The following is a 16361-nucleotide window of genomic DNA, read 5'->3' as shown; positions in this document are numbered from 1 at the left end:
CCGCCGCGCCAGTATTGGGGTTTACGGTAGGGGAGTGCGCAAAACCCGCGGCAATGCTCGTTTTTGTTGCGATGCAGCATGGGGCCGTGCCGGTTGAAAGGCGGTTGAAGTTGTTAAGCCGTTGTAGTAAAACTACGCTCCAGTTCTTGTAGTGCCGCCGCTTGCCGCTACTCGCCCCTGATTCCCTGTTTCCGGAGTTCGTCATGCCCCTCCATTCCCGCCTTGCCGAGGTCACGGCCCGCATTGTTGAGCGCAGCCGCGAATCGCGTGGCCGTTATCTGCAGCGGCTCGATGCCGCCGCGCAGAAAGAGCCGGTTCGCAAGGGGCTGGCCTGTACCAACCAGGCGCATGCTTGGGCAGCCGCGCCTGCCGACGACAAGATCCTGCTGCGCGAGATGCGCGAGCCCAACATCGCCATCGTTTCCTCCTACAACGACATGCTGTCGGCGCACCAGCCGCTGGAGTACTACCCGGCCGTCATCAAGGCCGCCGCGCGCGAGGCGGGTGCAACGGCCCAGTTCGCCGGCGGCACACCGGCCATGTGCGATGGCGTCACGCAGGGGCAGCCCGGCATGGAGCTGTCACTGTTCAGCCGCGACGTGATCGCGATGAGCACCGCGGTGGCGTTGTCGCACAACGTGTTCGACAGCGTGGTGTGCCTTGGCGTGTGCGACAAGATCATCCCCGGTCTCCTGATCGGCGTGCTGCAGTTCGGCCATCTGCCGGCGGTATTCATCCCTGCCGGCCCGATGACCTCGGGCATCTCGAACAAGGACAAGGCGGCGGTGCGCCAGCGCTTTGCCGAGGGCAAATGCGGGCGGGACGAGCTGTTGGCCTCCGAGGAGGGCAGCTATCACGGCCCGGGTACCTGTACCTTCTACGGCACGGCCAATTCCAACCAGATGCTGATGGAGGTGATGGGCCTGCATCTGCCGGGCGCCGCCTTCGTCAACCCCAACACGCCGCTGCGCGACGCACTGACTGCCGCAGGTGCCCGCCGCGCCGCCGCGATCACCGCATTGGGGGGCGAGTTCACCCCGGTGGGCAAGGTGGTCGACGAGAAGGCCATCGTCAATGGCATCGTCGGCCTCCTGGCCACTGGCGGTTCGACCAACCACACCATCCACCTGATCGCGATCGCGCGCGCCGCCGGCATCGTGATCGATTGGGGTGACTTCGACGATCTGTCGCAGGTGGTGCCGCTGCTGGCCAAGGTCTACCCCAACGGGTCGGCGGACGTGAACCACTTTCACGCCGCGGGCGGGATGGGGTTGCTGATCCGCGAGCTGCTCGGCGCCGGTCTCCTGCACGACGACGTGTTGACCAACGCCGGCCCGGGTCTGCACCGCTATGCGCAGGAACCGTTCCTGATCGAAGGCCAGCTGCAGTGGCGTGACGCCCCGGCCCAGTCCGGTGACCCCAGCGTGCTGGGTACCGTTGCTCAGCCGTTCAGCGCCGATGGTGGACTGCGCCTGCTGTCCGGGAATCTGGGCCGGGCGGTGATCAAGGTCTCGGCGGTGGCGCCGCAGCATCGCATCGTCGAGGCGCCGGCCATCGTGTTCGATGATCAGGACGACGTTCTGGCTGCCTTCAAGCGCGGCGAGCTGGAGAAGGACTTTATCGTGGTGCTGCGCTTCCAGGGCCCGCGCGCCAATGGCATGCCGGAGCTGCACAAGCTCACGCCGGCGCTGGGAGTGCTGCAGGATCGCGGCTTCAAGGTGGCGCTGGTCACTGATGGACGCATGTCCGGCGCTTCGGGCAAGGTGCCCTCGGCCATCCATATGACGCCTGAAGTCGTGTCGGGCGGGCCGCTGGGCAAGGTACGGACCGGCGATCTGATCCGGCTCGATGCCGAAGCCGGAGTGGTCGAGGCCAAGGTGGATGCCGCCGAATGGGCCGCCCGGGAGGTGGCGACGGCGGATCTGTCCCGCAACGGCCACGGCATGGGTCGCGAGCTGTTCGCTTCGTTCCGCGCCGCGGCCACTGGCGCCGAGGAAGGCGCGGTCGCGCTGGGTCTTGCCCACTGATCCGACGGTTTAATCGATCGGTACGCACCGATCATAGGGAAGGCCGGCAGCTTGCAGGCCGCAAGAGCACTTTTGGAATAAGAGACTACGCATATGCAAATCCGCGAAATCATGCGCGCCTGCCCGGTGATGCCGGTCCTGGTGATCGAAGAAGCCGAACATGCCGTGCCCTTGGCGCGCGCGCTGGTCGAAGGCGGTATTCGTGTGCTGGAAGTGACGCTGCGTACTCCGGCGGCGCTTGCCGCAGTCAAGGCAATCGCCGATGCCGTGCCCGAAGCCATCGTCGGCGTCGGCACCGTGGTGCGCCCCGAGCAGTTTGCCGAAGCCAAGGCTGCCGGCGCCCGGTTCGCCGTCACCCCTGGCTTGACCGAAAAGCTTGCAGTGGCCGCGCGCGCCGCCGACATGCCGCTGTTGCCCGGCGTGATGACGCCGTCCGAGGTCATCGCCGCGCTGGAGCTGGGCTTCGATGCCCTCAAGCTCTTTCCGGCCGAGCAGGCGGGCAGCCTTGGCATGCTCAAGGCATTGGGCGGGCCGCTGCCGCAGGCCTTGTTCTGCCCCACGGGTGGGGTGACGCCGGAATCGGCGCCCAAGCTCCTTGCCCTGCCCAATGTCGGTTGCGTCGGCGGTTCGTGGCTTGCGCCCAAGGACAAGGTCAATGCCGGCGACTGGGCCGCGATCACCGCATTGGCACGCGAAGCCGCCGCACTGCGTCCCTGAGCGGCATGCCCGGTCAGCAGACCGGGCATGCTGTAACATATGCGCGTAAACTCGCTGCAAGGCAGCTAGGGAGCAGCGAGCGCTGGATTCAAAGGCGCCGCATCGCGCGCACCGTCTTGTTCTGGCGCAAAGGGCGCGTGACGGCATTGCGGCAGCATTCATCATCCCGAGCTTGCTCGGTTCCGCTACTCTCGGAGAGGATTCAATGGCGATCAAAGTAGGCATCAACGGCTTTGGCCGTATCGGCCGCATGGTTTTCCGTGCCGCTGTGTACAATTTTGCGGACGACATCGAAATCGTCGGCATCAACGATCTCTTGGAGCCGGACTACCTCGCCTACATGCTCAAGCATGATTCGGTGCACGGCAGGTTCAAGGGCGAGGTCAAGGTCGAAGGCGGCAACCTTGTTGTCAATGGCAGGACGGTCCGGCTGACCGCGGTCAAGGACCCGGCCGAGCTCAAGTGGGGCGAGATCGGTGTGGACGTGGTGGTCGAGTCGACCGGCCTCTTCCTGACCAAGGAGACCGCGCAGAAGCACATCACCGCAGGCGCCAGGAAAGTGATCATGTCGGCGCCGTCTAAGGATGACACCCCGATGTTCGTCTATGGCGTCAATCACAAGAAATATGCCGGCGAGACCATCATCTCCAACGCCTCGTGCACCACCAACTGCCTCGCGCCGTTGGCCAAGGTGGTCAACGATACTTTCGGCATCAAGCGTGGCCTGATGACCACCGTGCATGCGACGACCGCAACACAGAAGACCGTCGATGGCCCGTCGAACAAGGATTGGCGCGGTGGTCGCGGCATCCTCGAGAACATCATCCCGTCCTCCACCGGTGCCGCCAAGGCAGTGGGCGTCGTGATCCCCGAGGTGAAGGGCAAGCTGACCGGGATGTCGTTCCGGGTGCCCACCTCCGACGTGTCGGTGGTCGACCTTACCGTCGAGCTCAACAAGGAAGCGAGCTACGAGGAAATCTGTGCCGCGATCAAGGCCGCCGCTGAAGGCGAGCTCAAAGGCGTGCTCAGCTATACCGAGGAAAAGGTGGTGTCGACCGATTTTCGCGGCGAGTCGTGCACCTCGGTGTTCGATGCCACCGCCGGCATCTCGCTGGACAAGACCTTCGTCAAACTCGTGTCGTGGTACGACAACGAGTGGGGCTATTCGAGCAAGGTGCTCGAAATGGTCCGTGTGATGGCCGGCCGCTGATCCACCAGGGCCCGATCGTGTAAAACCGCCGCATTGCCGGCGGTTTTGTTTTTCCCACGTTCCAGACGAGCGGTGGTTTGTTGCGTACAAGCGACAATTCCTTAAGCGAAACTGTTTCAGGTTTGCCCGGGAAAACCCGGTTCTTTATCCTTCGGCAGTAGAGGTAAAGCCGGGTGTAGCAAAAGCGAAAGCAACCGGCTTGACCGTTACAAGCTGGCGTTACAGCCAACTCTTAATCAGGAGACCTATAAATGTTCAAGCGTGCTCTGGTTGCTGCCTCCATCGCAGCCGCATTCGCCGCCCCGGCCTTCGCTGACGTGTCCATCGGCGGTTCCGCCGAGATGGACCTGTTCTACCGTACCAACAACACTCCCGATGGCGACGGCAAGTTCCTGGAAGAAATCGCGATCGTTGTGAATGTCGACGGTTCCGACAAGCTGGACAACGGTTCCACCCTGAAGTGGCGCCTGGCTCAGAAGGTTGCTACCGATTGGCGTTATGACAGCTGGGGCAACCGTGAAGCCTGGATCGGCTACGCCGACAGCTGGGGTGAAATCCGCTTCGGTAACCAGTTCACCAACCTGTACCTGACCCAAGACTGGCCGTACGGCGCCAAGGGTCAAGGCGGTCTGTTCGCAGAGCCCCCGATCCAAGGCTTCGCTTCTGGTATCACCTATGCCTCGCCGAACTTCAACGGCTTCAGCTTCAACCTCGGTTACGACCTGGGTACCGGCGGCAAGGACGGCAAGGCCTATGAAGTGGTTGGTCACTTCACCACCGGTGGCCTGTCGATCGATGCCGGCTATGCTGCTACCGATGATGCATCCAGCTCCGGCGCGGGCAATGGCAGCGGCTATCGCCTGACCTACGCTGAAGGCACCAGCGAAACCGTTACCTTCGCAGGCGCTCGCTATGCCTTCGACAACGGCTTCAACGTGACCGGCGCCTGGAAGCGTCAAGAGCTCGAAACTGCCGCTGCCGGCAGCCACGAGCAAGACTTCTACCTGGTCCGCGGCGGCTACAGCTTCGGCAAGCATTCGTTGAGCCTGGGCTACCAACTGGTTGCTGAATCCGAAGCTGCTGGCGTTGAGCAAGACAACGAAATCCAGCAAGTCGCATTCCAGTGGGACTACAGCATCTCCAAGAACAGCGTTGCGTTCCTGCAGATCCGTCACAACATGTACGACAACGAAGGTCAGGCCCTGGGCCCGTTCTGGGTTAACCGTGACGGTTGGGCAGATGGCAAGGACAGCACCCGTATCCTGGTTGGTACCTGGACCGGCTTCTAATCTGTTCTCCGAGCAGATTGGTGTTAGAAAGAGCGGCTTCGGCCGCTCTTTTTTATTGCCATTCGCGCCATTCATTTTTTCTCCATCTCGCTTGCCATGCGTCCTGCAAGAGCCGGTGGTCTCTCTTGCGGTCTGGTACGGCGATCGCCTTACATAGCTCCCCTGATTCTGTAACAAGCCTGTTGTGACTAGAGTTGGTGCATCGAGCACCGCCGTGGGGCGGCTCATGCCTGGAGACACGACAATGCAAGTCTTGCGTACCACGCTCTGTGCAGCCGCGATGGCCGCTGCGTTTACCGCCCATGCTGCGGAAGTGGAAGTGTTGCACTGGTGGACTTCCGGCGGCGAGGCCAAGGCCGCGGCCGAGCTCAAGAAGATGCTCGAGGCCAAGGGCCACAAGTGGAAGGATTTCGCGGTGGCGGGTGGTGCTGGCGAGAACGCGATGACTGCGCTGAAAACGCGCGTGGTGTCCGGCAATCCGCCGACCGCTGCGCAGATCAAGGGCCCGGCGATCCAGGAATGGGGTGAGGAAGGTGTGTTGGCGTCGATCGACGACGTGGCCAAGAAGGAAGGTTGGGACAAGCTGCTGCCGCCGGTGGTTGCCAACGTAATGAAGTACAAGGGCAGCTACGTGGCCGTGCCGGTCAACGTGCACCGCGTGAACTGGCTGTGGGTGAACCCGGAACTGCTGAAGAAGGCCAAGGCCAAGGTGCCGACCACCTTGGACGAGTTCTTTGCGACTGCCGAAGCGCTGAAGAAGGCCGGCGTCCAGCCGGTGGCCTATGGTGGCCAGCCGTGGCAGGACGCCACGGTGTTCGAATCGGTGGTGTTGGGTGTCGGGGGCGTGGACTTCTACAGGAAGTCGCTGGTGCAGCTGGACCAGAACAGCCTGAAGAGCCCGACCATGGTGAAGGCGCTGGAAACCTTTAAGCGCATCAAGCCGTACACCGACAAGAACGCCCCGGGCCGCGAGTGGAATCTGGCAACAGCCATGGTCATCAATGGCAAGGCCGCGATGCAGTTCATGGGTGACTGGGCCAAAGGTGAGTTCCTTGCGGCTGGCAAGGTGCCGGGCAAGGATTTCCTGTGTGTGGCTGTGCCGGGGACCGCAACGGCCTTTACCTTCAATATCGACAGCTTTGCCATGTTCAAGCTGCCGAACAAGGATGCCGAGAAGGGTGAGAAGGACTTTGCCTCGGCAGTCATGAGCCCGCAATTCCAGGAAGTGTTCAATCTCAACAAAGGCTCGATTCCCGTCCGAGCCGGCATGAACATGGCCAAGTTCGATGCCTGCGGCCAGCAATCGGCCAAGGACTTCGCCGCCGCCAGCCAAAAGAGCGCGCTGGTTCCGTCGATGGCACACGGCATGGCGGTGCACTCAGCGACGCAGGGCGCGATCTATGACGTGGTTTCGCAGTTCTGGAACGACGACAGGATGAGCGCCAGGCAGGCCGCCGACAAGCTTGCGGCCGCGGCCAAGGTGCGCTAGGCCGCCATACCTGCCGGCCGTTCCGCTGGCCGGCCTCTTCCTTAGGCAGGCCGCCGCCCGTGACATTGCGGGCGGGCGGCCCGCGGGCCCGTTCAGGGCGCCTGGAGAAACGATCATGACTTCCTACAATGGCCCGGCCCACTATGGCTTTGCCGAGCGCTGGCTGCCGCGCCTGGTCCTGGCCCCGTCCTTGGTGCTGACCGTGGTGTTTGTCTACGGCTTCATCCTGTGGAACGGCTATCTGTCCTTTACCAGATCACGCCTGCTGCCCAACTACGAATGGGTCGGAACCGCCCAGTATCTGGCGCTGTTCGAGAACGAGCGCTGGTGGGTGGCGGTGCACAACCTCGTCATCTTTGGCGGGCTGTTCATTGGCGGCGCGATGGCAATGGGCATCCTGCTTGCGGTGCTGCTGGACCAGAAGGTGCGCCAGGAAGGCGCGCTGCGCACCATCTACCTGTATCCGATGGCGCTGTCGTTCATCGTCACCGGCACCGCCTGGAAGTGGATGCTCAACCCGGGCCTGGGCCTGGAAAAGCTGATGCACGACTGGGGCTTCACCAACTTCACCTTCGACTGGCTGGTAAACCCGGACATGTCGATCTACACCGTGGTGATCGCCGGCATCTGGCAATCGTCCGGCTTTGTGATGGCCCTGTTCCTGGCGGGTCTCAGGGGCATCGATGATTCCATCATCAAGGCGGCGCAGATCGATGGCGCTAGCCTGCCGCGCATCTATTGGAAGATCGTGCTGCCCGCGCTGCGCCCGGTGTTCTTCTCCACACTGATGATCCTCGCGCACATCGCGATCAAGAGCTTCGATCTGGTGATGGCACTCACCGGCGGCGGCCCCGGCTTCTCGTCGGACGTGCCGGCCACCTTCATGTATTCGATGGCGTTCACCCGCGGTCAGATGGGCGTCGGCGCCGCCAGCGCGACGATGATGCTGATGACCGTCGCCGCCATCGTCGTGCCCTACCTGTATTCCGAACTGCGAGGCAGCCGTCATGGATAAGCAGAGCAAGGTCTGGCGTTTGGCGCTTTATGCGGTGCTACTGTACGCCGCTGTCTACTACCTGCTGCCGCTCTACATCATGGTCACCACCTCGGTGAAGAGCATGGACGAGATCCGTGCCGGCAACCTGATCGCACTGCCGATGGGCATCACCTTCGAGGCCTGGGCCAAGGCATGGTCCAGCGCGTGTACCGGCGTGGAATGTGGCGGGTTGTCGCGCTACTTCTGGAACTCGGTACAGATGGTGATCCCGGCGGTGCTGATCTCCACCGCGCTGGGGGCACTTAACGGCTACGTGCTGTCGAAGTGGCGCTTCCGCGGCTCTGAGCTCACCTTCGCGCTGATCCTGTTCGGCGTGTTCATCCCGTTCCAGGTGGTGCTGCTGCCGATGGCGCAGACACTGGGCTGGTTCGGGCTGGCACGCTCGGTGGCCGGCCTGGTGTTCGTGCATGTGGTGTTCGGCATCGCCTCGACCACGCTCTTTTTCCGCAACTACTACGTGGGCATCCCCGATGAGCTGATCAAGGCGGCCCGCCTGGATGGCGCTGGCTTCTGGCGCATCTTCCTGCGCATTGTATTGCCGATGTCGACCCCTATCGTGATGGTGGTGCTGATCTGGCAATTCACCCAGATCTGGAACGATTTCCTCTTTGGCGTGGTGTTCTCGTCGGGCGACAGCCAGCCGATCACCGTGGGCCTCAACAACCTTGCCAACACCTCGACCAGCGTCAAGGAATACAACGTCGACATGGCCGCGGCCATCATCGCCGCCTTGCCGACCATCATCGTCTACGTGCTGGCGGGCAAGTACTTCGTGCGCGGCCTCACTGCGGGCGCCGTGAAAGGCTGATCGAACCACACCGGAACCGGGTGGTGCCGTCTGCGCTGCCCGGGCCAAAAACGGAGAACCACATGGGCGCACTCGCCATCAACAACGTCACCAAGCGCTTTGGCGACACCCATATCCTCAAGGGCATCGACATCCGCATCGAGGCCGGTGAGTTTCTGATCCTGGTCGGCCCGTCCGGCTGCGGCAAATCCACGTTGATGAACATCATTGCCGGGCTGGAGGCGCCGACTTCAGGTGAGGTCCACATCGGCGAGCGTGTGGTCAACAACGTGGCGCCCAAGGATCGTGACATCGCCATGGTGTTCCAGAGCTATGCGCTCTACCCGACGATGAATGTGCGGCAGAACATCGCCTTCGGCATGGAAACCCGCGGCGTGCCCAAGAAGCAGCAGGAAGAGATCATCAGCCGCGTCTCCAAGATGCTGCAGATCGATCACCTGCTGGATCGCAAGCCGGGCCAGCTCTCCGGCGGCCAGCGCCAGCGTGTCGCGATGGGCCGTGCCCTGGCACGCGATCCCAAGCTGTTCCTGTTCGACGAGCCGCTGTCCAATCTCGATGCGAAGCTGCGGGTGGAGATGCGTACTGAGATCAAGCAGCTGCACCATCGACTGAGGACCACCATCGTCTACGTCACCCATGATCAGATCGAGGCGATGACGCTGGGCGACAAGATCGCGGTGATGAAGGATGGCGTGATCCAGCAATTCGGCCGCCCCGAAGACATCTACGAACGACCGGCCAATCTGTTCGTGGCCGGCTTCATCGGTTCGCCGTCGATGAATTTCATCGAGTGCTATCTGGCGGAGCAGGGGGGGGTATATGGCGTCAGCCTGCAAAGCGAGGGCGACGCCCGGTTCGTGCCGCTTCCTGACGGTGAGCGATTTGCCGCGCATGTCGGACAGCGCCTGATCCTGGGCGTACGTCCCGAGCAGATCGAGGTTGCCGAGGCATACGAACCGGCACTGTCGTGCGATGTGCATCTGACCGAGCCGACTGGGCCCGATACCATGATCTTTACCCGTATCAACGGCAGGGAAGTGGTGGCCAGGGTCCATCCCCGGCTGGCAGGCGCACCAGGTACCCGGATGCGGCTGAAGCTGGATACCAGCAAGGCGGTGTTGTTCGATCCACAGACGGAGATGCGGCTGGGCTGATTGCCCTGGCCGCGGCCGCTCTCAAAGCGGACGGCGTTCGACCAGTGCCTGGGCGAGCGTGCCGGGGTCGGCATGCTCCAGCTCCCCGCCTACCGGCAGGCCGCGGGCGATACGGCTCACCGCCAGACCGCGTGCTTGCAGCATCTGCGCCAGATAATGCGCGGTGGCTTCGCCCTCGGCGGTGAAGTTGGTCGCCAGCACCACTTCGGCCACTTCCCCATCCGCGACCCGGGAGAGTAACTGGGATAGCGCGATATCCTTGGCCCCCACGCCGTCCAGCGGGGAGAGCCTGCCCATCAGCACGAAATAAAGGCCGTGAAAGGCGAGGGTCTGTTCCACCATCATCAGATCGGTGGGCATCTCGACGACACACAGCTTGCCTGCATCGCGCTGTGGATCGGCACAGATATCGCACAGCTCGGTTTCAGCGAAGGTATTGCACCGGCGGCAATGCTTGAGGTTGGCAAGGGCATACTCGATCGCATGCGCCAAGTTGATCGCGCCTCCCGGATCGCGCTGCAACAGGTGATAGGCCATGCGCGTGGCCGACTTGGGGCCGACCCCGGGCAGGACACGCAGCGCTTCGATCAATTGGTGGAGGGAGGAGGGGGTCATGGGCGGACAAGGGGAAGCGGGCAGAGGCAGGGGCACATCGCGGCATGTCGGCAACGAGATGGCAGATCGCGATGCCATACGGGATCATCCGGCACCGGATGCAGACATGCAGCTACCCCATGCCGGCCCAGGCTCATTCCCGCTTCCAGGAATCAGAACGGCAGTTTGAACCCCGGGGGCAGCGGCAGGCCCGAGGTGAATGAAGCCATCTTTTCCTGGCTGGTGGTCTCCGCCTTGCGGGCCGCGTCGTTGAATGCAGCCGCGATCAGATCCTCCAGCATGTCCTTGTCGTCGGAGAGCAGGCTGTCGTCGATGGCGACACGTTTGACGGCATGGCTGCAGGTCATCACCACTTTCACCATGCCGGCACCGGCTTGGCCTTCCACTTCCAGCTGGGCCAGTTCCTCCTGCGCCTTCTTCATGTTTTCCTGCATTTTCTGGGCCTGTTGCATCAGGTTGCCCAAACCACCTTTATTGAACATGGGGTGCTCCTTGAAGGGATTCGTGAAGAGAAAACCGGGGTGTACTTAAATATTTAGAGCGGTCGGATCGAATCGGGTAGGACCGTGGCGCCGAAGTCGCGGATCAGGGTCTGCACGAACGTGTCATTCTGGATCACCGATTCAGCTGCCAGCTGGCGTGCGTGCTTCTCACGCAATGCAAGGGCGGCAGGCGTGTCGCCCACCGCTTCGCCCAATTCGACGTGCAGCCGGATCTCCCGGCCGAAGTACTCGCCCAGCGCGCCGCGCAGCTTGTCCTGATACTCACGCCCTGCCACTGCGCGGTGCTCGTCCGATACCCGCAATGCAAAGTGCGTCTCGCTGAATTCGACAAGCTCGGCGTGTTGGGCAAGCATGCCAGCCGCGCCCAGCTTGAGCTGGGCCACCAGGGCACGCCAGTCGCCGTCGAACGGGGAGGGGGGCTGCGGGCCGGATTCGGTTGCCGGCACGATAGGCGCCGGCGCAGGTATCGGCATATCGATGGCGGTGTCGATGACCAGGTCGAGGGTCGCCACAGCGGCATCGATTGCTTCGTCTTCCCATGGCGCGAGTGGCTCGTGGTGTGGCTCCGGTGTCACCAAGGCCGGTGCGGGCATTGCTGCGGCAGCAGGGGGTGTGGCCGTCACAGGCGTTGTTTCGGCCATTGGCCTGGCCACGGACGGTGGGCGTTGCACCGCGGGGGACACGGGGGGGCGGTCCGTCTTGGCCGGCATCGCCGGCAACTGGCCAGGCTCGGCCGGCGCAAATGCCAGCATCCGCAGCAAGGCCATGGTAAAGCCGGCATATTCATCGGGTGCCAGCGGCAGATCGCGCCGCCCATGCAAGGCGATCTGGTAGTAAAGCTGGATATCCTCGGGTGCGAAGGCGGCAGCAAGCGCTGCAATTTGCGCGTGGTGCGGCAGATCCTCGGCCAAGGCGTCAGGCACTGCCTGCGCCAATGCGATCTGATGCAGTACATGTGCCAGTTCATGCAGCGCCGCGTCGTAGGACAGGCCCCGGGTGGCGATCCCATTGGCGGCGGTCATCAGACGCGGGCCGTCCTGCTCCAGCAGTGCGGCCAGGATGTCAAACAGATAGCCTTGGTCGACGGCGCCCAACATCGCGCGGACGCCGGCTTCCTCGACTTGGCCTGCGCCGTAGGCGATGGCCTGATCCAGCAACGACAACGCGTCGCGCATCGAACCATTGGCGGCATGACCCAGCACTGGCAGCGCGCCTGTCTCATAAGGAATCGCTTCGGCCTGCAACACGTTCTGCAGGTGGGTGGCCACTTGCTGCGGCGTCATCTGCCGCAGCGAGAACTGCAGGCAGCGGCTGAGCACCGTGATCGGCATCTTTTGTGGATCGGTGGTCGCCAGAATGAACTTCACGTGGCCCGGAGGTTCTTCCAGCGTCTTGAGCATCGCGTTGAAGGCACTCTTGGAGAGCATGTGCACTTCGTCGATGATGTAGACCTTGAAGCGGCCGGCGGTCGGCGCGTACTGGGCGTTGTCCAACACCTCCCGGATATTGTCGATGCCGGTGTTGGATGCAGCGTCGATCTCCAGAAGATCGACGAAACGGCCCGCGTCGATCTGGGTGCAGGCGGAACAGACGCCACACGGCTCGGCGCTGACCCCGGCTTCGCAATTGAGCGCCTTGGCCATGATGCGCGCGATGGTGGTCTTGCCGACACCGCGGGTGCCGGTCAGCAGGTAGGCATGATGCAGCCGGCCATTGGCGAACGCATTCGCCAATGCGCGGATCACGTGCTCTTGCCCCACGAGTTGGGCAAAATTGCGGGGACGCCACTTGCGGGCGAGTACTTGGTAGGCCATGGCGGCGATTCTAGCAGATCGCTCCTGGCCATCACGCGATGACCATGACCGAACACCTTTCCGATCCTCCCGCCCATGATCCCCCACCTGAGCCGCCCTACGAGCCGGCGCTGGAGGAGTGCTGCGGCAACGGCTGCACCCCATGCATCTTCGATACCTACAATGCCCAGCTGCAGCAGTATCGCCGGCTGCTCGCCGAATGGCAGGCCCGTCAGGCGGTTCGCCAAGGGAACGCCTGATGCGTTCACTGCATTGCGTACTGCTGGTCGCGGCCGGCCATCTGTCCCCGGCGTTTGCCGCCGAACTCTCGGGTCCGCCTGCACCGGTGCTGACCGCGATGCGGGCAGCCAGGCTGCCGGCCGAAGCACTGGCGCTGGCCGTGGTGCCGCTGTCGCAACCGCAGGCAGCACAGTATTTCAATGCCGACAACGTCATGAACCCGGCCTCGGTGATGAAGCTTGTCACGACCCAGGTCGCGCTGGAAAAGCTCGGACCCGCCTACGCCTGGACGACCGAGCTGCTTGCCGACGGCCCGGTGGCTGGTGGCATGCTCAAGGGCAATCTCTACCTGAAGGGGGCGGGTGATCCCAAGCTCACCTACGAGCGCCTCTGGATGCTGTTGCGCGACCTGCGTGCTGCCGGCGTACAGCGGGTGACCGGTGATGTGGTGCTCGATCGCGGCGCACTGCGTTTGCCGCCACCCGGCGTGTTCGATGATGATGAGGGCGATCCGGCCCGGCCATTCCTGGTCGCACCTGATGCGCTGCTCGCCAACTTCAAGTCGGTGCGGGTGCGGGTGCTGGCCGATGGCGGCAGTGTTCGCGTCGGCATCGAACCGCCGCTGCCGGAAATCTCGGTAGAGAACAGTGCCACCGTCTCCGGTCACAGTTGCGAGGGCGTCGCGATCGTGGCTCAGAGCGATGCAACGCGGGCAAAGGTCCGGGTGAGTGGCGTGCTGGCCGAGGGCTGCCATAGCGAGCGCTACGTTTCGGTGCTTGACACGGCCACCTATACCGGCACGCTGGTGCGCAGCCTGTGGCGCGAGCTGGGGGGCGAGATCGCTGGCGCCGTCCGCACGGGCGCTACGCCGGCGGGCGCCCGGATACTGGCCGGATCGCGCTCACCGGACCTTGTCAGCGTCATCCGCGATGTGAACAAGTTCAGTAACAACCTGATGGCGCGCCAGCTGTTTCTTGCATTGGGCGCAGCCCACCGTCAGGGCGAGACGGACGACGCCTTGGCCGCTGCGCGGGTGGTGCGCGAATGGTTGGCGGAGAACCAGCTGCGCTGGCCCGAACTGGTACTGGAGAACGGCTCGGGGCTATCGCGCAAAGAGCGGATTTCCGCGCGACACCTGGGCGAGCTGCTGTTGCGCGCAGCCCAGGGAGCCTATGCCGCCGAATTTGTCTCCTCCCTGCCCATCGTCGCGCTGGATGGCACCATGAAGAAACGCTTGCGCGGCAGCGAGGTGGCCGGTGCCGCCCATATCAAGACCGGCACGCTCAAGAACGTCCGGGCCATCGCGGGCTACGTACAGGCGGTGGACGGCAGGCGCTATGCCGTCGTCGGCATCGTCAACCACCCAACGGCCTCGGCTGCGGCGCCGGCGCTGGATGCGCTGCTGGCCTGGGTGCGCGCTGGCGGAGCCGAGCTCGCCCCTGCGGACAAGTAACGGTAACATAACGCCTTTTTCCATCTGCCCGCACTCGCGGACACCTCAAGGCCCGGCATGGACAAGATTCTGATTCTCGATTTCGGCTCCCAAGTCACGCAACTGATCGCCCGCCGTGTGCGCGAGGCCCACGTGTACTGTGAGTTGCACTCCTTCGATGTTTCGCTCGATTTCATCCGTGAGTTCGCGCCCAAGGCCATCATCCTGTCCGGCGGACCGAACTCGGTGTACGAGAGCGATTACCAGGCCGATCCGGGGTTGTTCGAGCTGGGCGTGCCTGTGCTTGGCATCTGTTATGGCATGCAATGGATGGCGCAGAAGCTCGGCGGCAAGGTGGAGGCAGGCCTGGTGCGGGAATTCGGTTTTGCCGAAATCCGTGCCCGGGGACATGGCGTCTTGTTCAATGGCATCGAAGATCGCAAAGGCCCCAATGGCGAGGGCTATCTGGAAGTGTGGATGAGCCATGGCGACAAAGTGTCGCAGCTGCCCCCCGGATTCAGTGTCATAGGCGAAACCCTGGCGTGCCCGATCGCTGCAATGGCGGACGAGAAACGCGGTTTCTACGGCGTACAGTTCCACCCGGAAGTCACGCACACGCTCAAAGGGCGGGAGATGCTCGACCGCTTCGTGCTGCAGGTCGCCGGTTGCACGCCTTCCTGGACCATGCCCAACTATATCGATCAGGCCGTGGCGCGTATCCGGGAGCAGGTCGGTGACGAGGAGGTGATCCTGGGCTTGTCCGGCGGCGTCGATTCGTCGGTGGCCGCTGCATTGATCCACCGCGCCATTGGTGACCAACTGACGTGCGTGTTTGTCGACAATGGTCTGCTGCGTCTGAACGAAGGCCAGCAGGTGATGAACATCTTCAACAAGCACCTGGGTGTGAAGGTGATCCATGTCGATGCCACCGAACAGTTCCTGGGGTACTTGGCCGGAGTGAGTGACCCGGAGGCCAAGCGCAAGATCATCGGCCGCGAATTCGTCGAAGTGTTCCAGGCAGAGGCGAAGCAGCTGCCCAAGGCGAAATGGCTGGCGCAAGGAACCATCTATCCGGACGTGATCGAGTCTGCCGGTGCCAAGACCAAGAAGGCCCATACGATCAAGAGCCACCATAATGTGGGCGGCCTGCCCGAAACGTTGAAACTGAAGCTGCTTGAACCGCTGCGAGAACTGTTCAAGGACGAAGTACGTGAGCTGGGTGTGGCCTTGGGGTTGCCGCACGAAATGGTCTATCGCCATCCGTTTCCGGGTCCCGGCCTCGGTGTGCGCGTGCTCGGCGAGGTCAAGCGCGAATATTGTGAGCTGTTGCGCCGCGCCGATGCCATCTTCATCGATGAACTGCGCGCCTGTGATTGGTACGACAAGACCAGTCAGGCCTTTGCGGTGTTCTTGCCGGTCAAATCGGTAGGGGTCATGGGTGATGGGCGTACCTATGAATATGTTGTGGCGTTACGCGCAGTACAAACCAGCGATTTTATGACAGCCAAATGGGCGGAATTGCCCTATGAACTGCTTGGAAAGGTTTCCAACAGAATTATTAACGAAGTAAGGGGCATCAATCGCGTGGTATACGATGTATCGGGCAAACCACCGGCAACCATCGAGTGGGAGTAGTGCCCGATTTAATCGGAGGAAGTTTTGGTGGCTTGGGATGATTTGAAAGCGGATACATATCGTCAATATGGCAGGTTCAGTCCGCTGCTCTTGATCAAAGGGGCGATCACACGCAGAACCTTCCGTGTGGTCGTCACCATGAGGTTGTGTCAAGCTGCCGCCGCAAGCAAAGGGCTCTTCCGCTTTACCCTCACGCCGTTGAAGCTGTTGCACCGCTTGGCAACATTCCAGGCCGCCATGGACTTGCCGTGGAAAGCAAAGATCGGCGCAGGTCTTGCCTTGACGCACGGTTGGGGTCTGGTTGTGAACCCCAGGGCCACTATCGGCAGGAATGTGACCTTGTTTCATGGAGTCACATTGGGTTTGCGCGACCGCATCGGCCCCAATGGGGA

15 protein-coding genes (1 of these 15 cut by a window edge) are annotated in these 16361 nt (G+C 62.7%); 12 read left to right on the top strand and 3 right to left on the bottom strand.

Annotated features, from left to right (window positions below):
* The first annotated feature begins 203 nt into the window (after positions 1-203).
* The 8 genes from edd to N8I74_RS15220 all read left to right on the top strand — a co-directional run bounded on the left by edd (position 204) and on the right by N8I74_RS15220 (position 9751).
* On the top strand, positions 204-2027 hold the full coding sequence (gene edd, locus N8I74_RS15255) for a phosphogluconate dehydratase (protein ID WP_263123966.1): 1824 nt from the start codon (positions 204-206) through the stop codon (positions 2025-2027).
* Positions 2028-2120: 93 nt separating this feature from the next.
* Complete coding sequence (eda, locus tag N8I74_RS15250; protein ID WP_263123965.1) at positions 2121-2744, top strand: bifunctional 4-hydroxy-2-oxoglutarate aldolase/2-dehydro-3-deoxy-phosphogluconate aldolase; 624 nt, start codon at positions 2121-2123, stop codon at positions 2742-2744.
* Positions 2745-2949: 205 nt separating this feature from the next.
* Positions 2950-3954, top strand: coding sequence for a type I glyceraldehyde-3-phosphate dehydrogenase (gene gap / locus N8I74_RS15245; protein ID WP_263123964.1), 1005 nt, complete (start codon positions 2950-2952; stop codon positions 3952-3954).
* A 251-nt stretch (positions 3955-4205) separates the two neighbouring features.
* Complete coding sequence (locus N8I74_RS15240; RefSeq protein ID WP_263123963.1) at positions 4206-5243, top strand: porin; 1038 nt, start codon at positions 4206-4208, stop codon at positions 5241-5243.
* 244 nt (positions 5244-5487) lie between these two features.
* Positions 5488-6732, top strand: coding sequence for an ABC transporter substrate-binding protein (locus tag N8I74_RS15235; RefSeq protein ID WP_263123962.1), 1245 nt, complete (start codon positions 5488-5490; stop codon positions 6730-6732).
* A gap of 115 nt (positions 6733-6847) precedes the next feature.
* Positions 6848-7747, top strand: coding sequence for a carbohydrate ABC transporter permease (locus N8I74_RS15230; protein ID WP_263123961.1), 900 nt, complete (start codon positions 6848-6850; stop codon positions 7745-7747).
* Complete coding sequence (locus N8I74_RS15225) at positions 7740-8597, top strand: carbohydrate ABC transporter permease (protein WP_263123960.1); 858 nt, start codon at positions 7740-7742, stop codon at positions 8595-8597. The genes N8I74_RS15230 and N8I74_RS15225 overlap by 8 nt, the downstream gene beginning before the upstream one ends.
* 62 nt (positions 8598-8659) lie before the next feature.
* Entirely contained in the window at positions 8660-9751 is a 1092-nt protein-coding gene (locus tag N8I74_RS15220) for an ABC transporter ATP-binding protein (protein WP_263123959.1), read from the top strand.
* A gap of 21 nt (positions 9752-9772) precedes the next feature.
* Here the strand turns inward: N8I74_RS15220 and recR are convergent, their stop codons facing one another.
* The 3 genes from recR to dnaX form a co-directional block, all read right to left on the bottom strand.
* Complete coding sequence (recR, locus tag N8I74_RS15215; RefSeq protein ID WP_263123958.1) at positions 9773-10366, bottom strand: recombination mediator RecR; 594 nt, start codon at positions 10364-10366, stop codon at positions 9773-9775.
* Between the two features lie 152 nt (positions 10367-10518).
* Positions 10519-10848, bottom strand: coding sequence for a YbaB/EbfC family nucleoid-associated protein (locus N8I74_RS15210; RefSeq protein WP_263123957.1), 330 nt, complete (start codon positions 10846-10848; stop codon positions 10519-10521).
* Positions 10849-10901: 53 nt separating this feature from the next.
* Positions 10902-12683 (bottom strand): DNA polymerase III subunit gamma/tau, encoded by a 1782-nt coding sequence (gene dnaX, locus N8I74_RS15205; protein ID WP_263123956.1) that lies wholly within the window; start codon positions 12681-12683, stop codon positions 10902-10904.
* A 44-nt stretch (positions 12684-12727) separates the two neighbouring features.
* On the opposite strand from dnaX, the gene N8I74_RS15200 reads away from it, so the two are divergent.
* The 4 genes in view from N8I74_RS15200 to N8I74_RS15185 are tightly spaced (at most 57 nt apart) and all read left to right on the top strand, a layout consistent with a single transcriptional unit that may run on beyond the window.
* Complete coding sequence (locus N8I74_RS15200; RefSeq protein ID WP_263123955.1) at positions 12728-12922, top strand: oxidoreductase-like domain-containing protein; 195 nt, start codon at positions 12728-12730, stop codon at positions 12920-12922.
* On the top strand, positions 12922-14355 hold the full coding sequence (dacB, locus tag N8I74_RS15195) for a D-alanyl-D-alanine carboxypeptidase/D-alanyl-D-alanine endopeptidase (RefSeq protein ID WP_263123954.1): 1434 nt from the start codon (positions 12922-12924) through the stop codon (positions 14353-14355). Before N8I74_RS15200 ends, dacB begins: the two co-directional genes overlap by 1 nt.
* Before the next feature lie 57 nt (positions 14356-14412).
* Positions 14413-15969: a glutamine-hydrolyzing GMP synthase gene (gene guaA, locus N8I74_RS15190; RefSeq protein ID WP_263123953.1), complete on the top strand. Its 1557-nt coding sequence runs from the start codon at positions 14413-14415 to the stop codon at positions 15967-15969.
* A gap of 27 nt (positions 15970-15996) precedes the next feature.
* Positions 15997-16361: the 5' portion of a serine acetyltransferase gene (locus tag N8I74_RS15185; RefSeq protein WP_263123952.1), read on the top strand. Its footprint extends 214 nt past the window's final position; 365 of the gene's 579 nt are visible here — the first part of the coding sequence; the start codon lies at positions 15997-15999; its stop codon lies beyond the right edge, outside the window.

The sequence above is a fragment of the Chitiniphilus purpureus genome (assembly GCF_025642115.1).
Classification (GTDB): Bacteria; Pseudomonadota; Gammaproteobacteria; order Burkholderiales; family Chitinibacteraceae; genus Chitiniphilus; species Chitiniphilus purpureus.
This window is presented reverse-complemented; position numbering and strand designations above follow the sequence as displayed.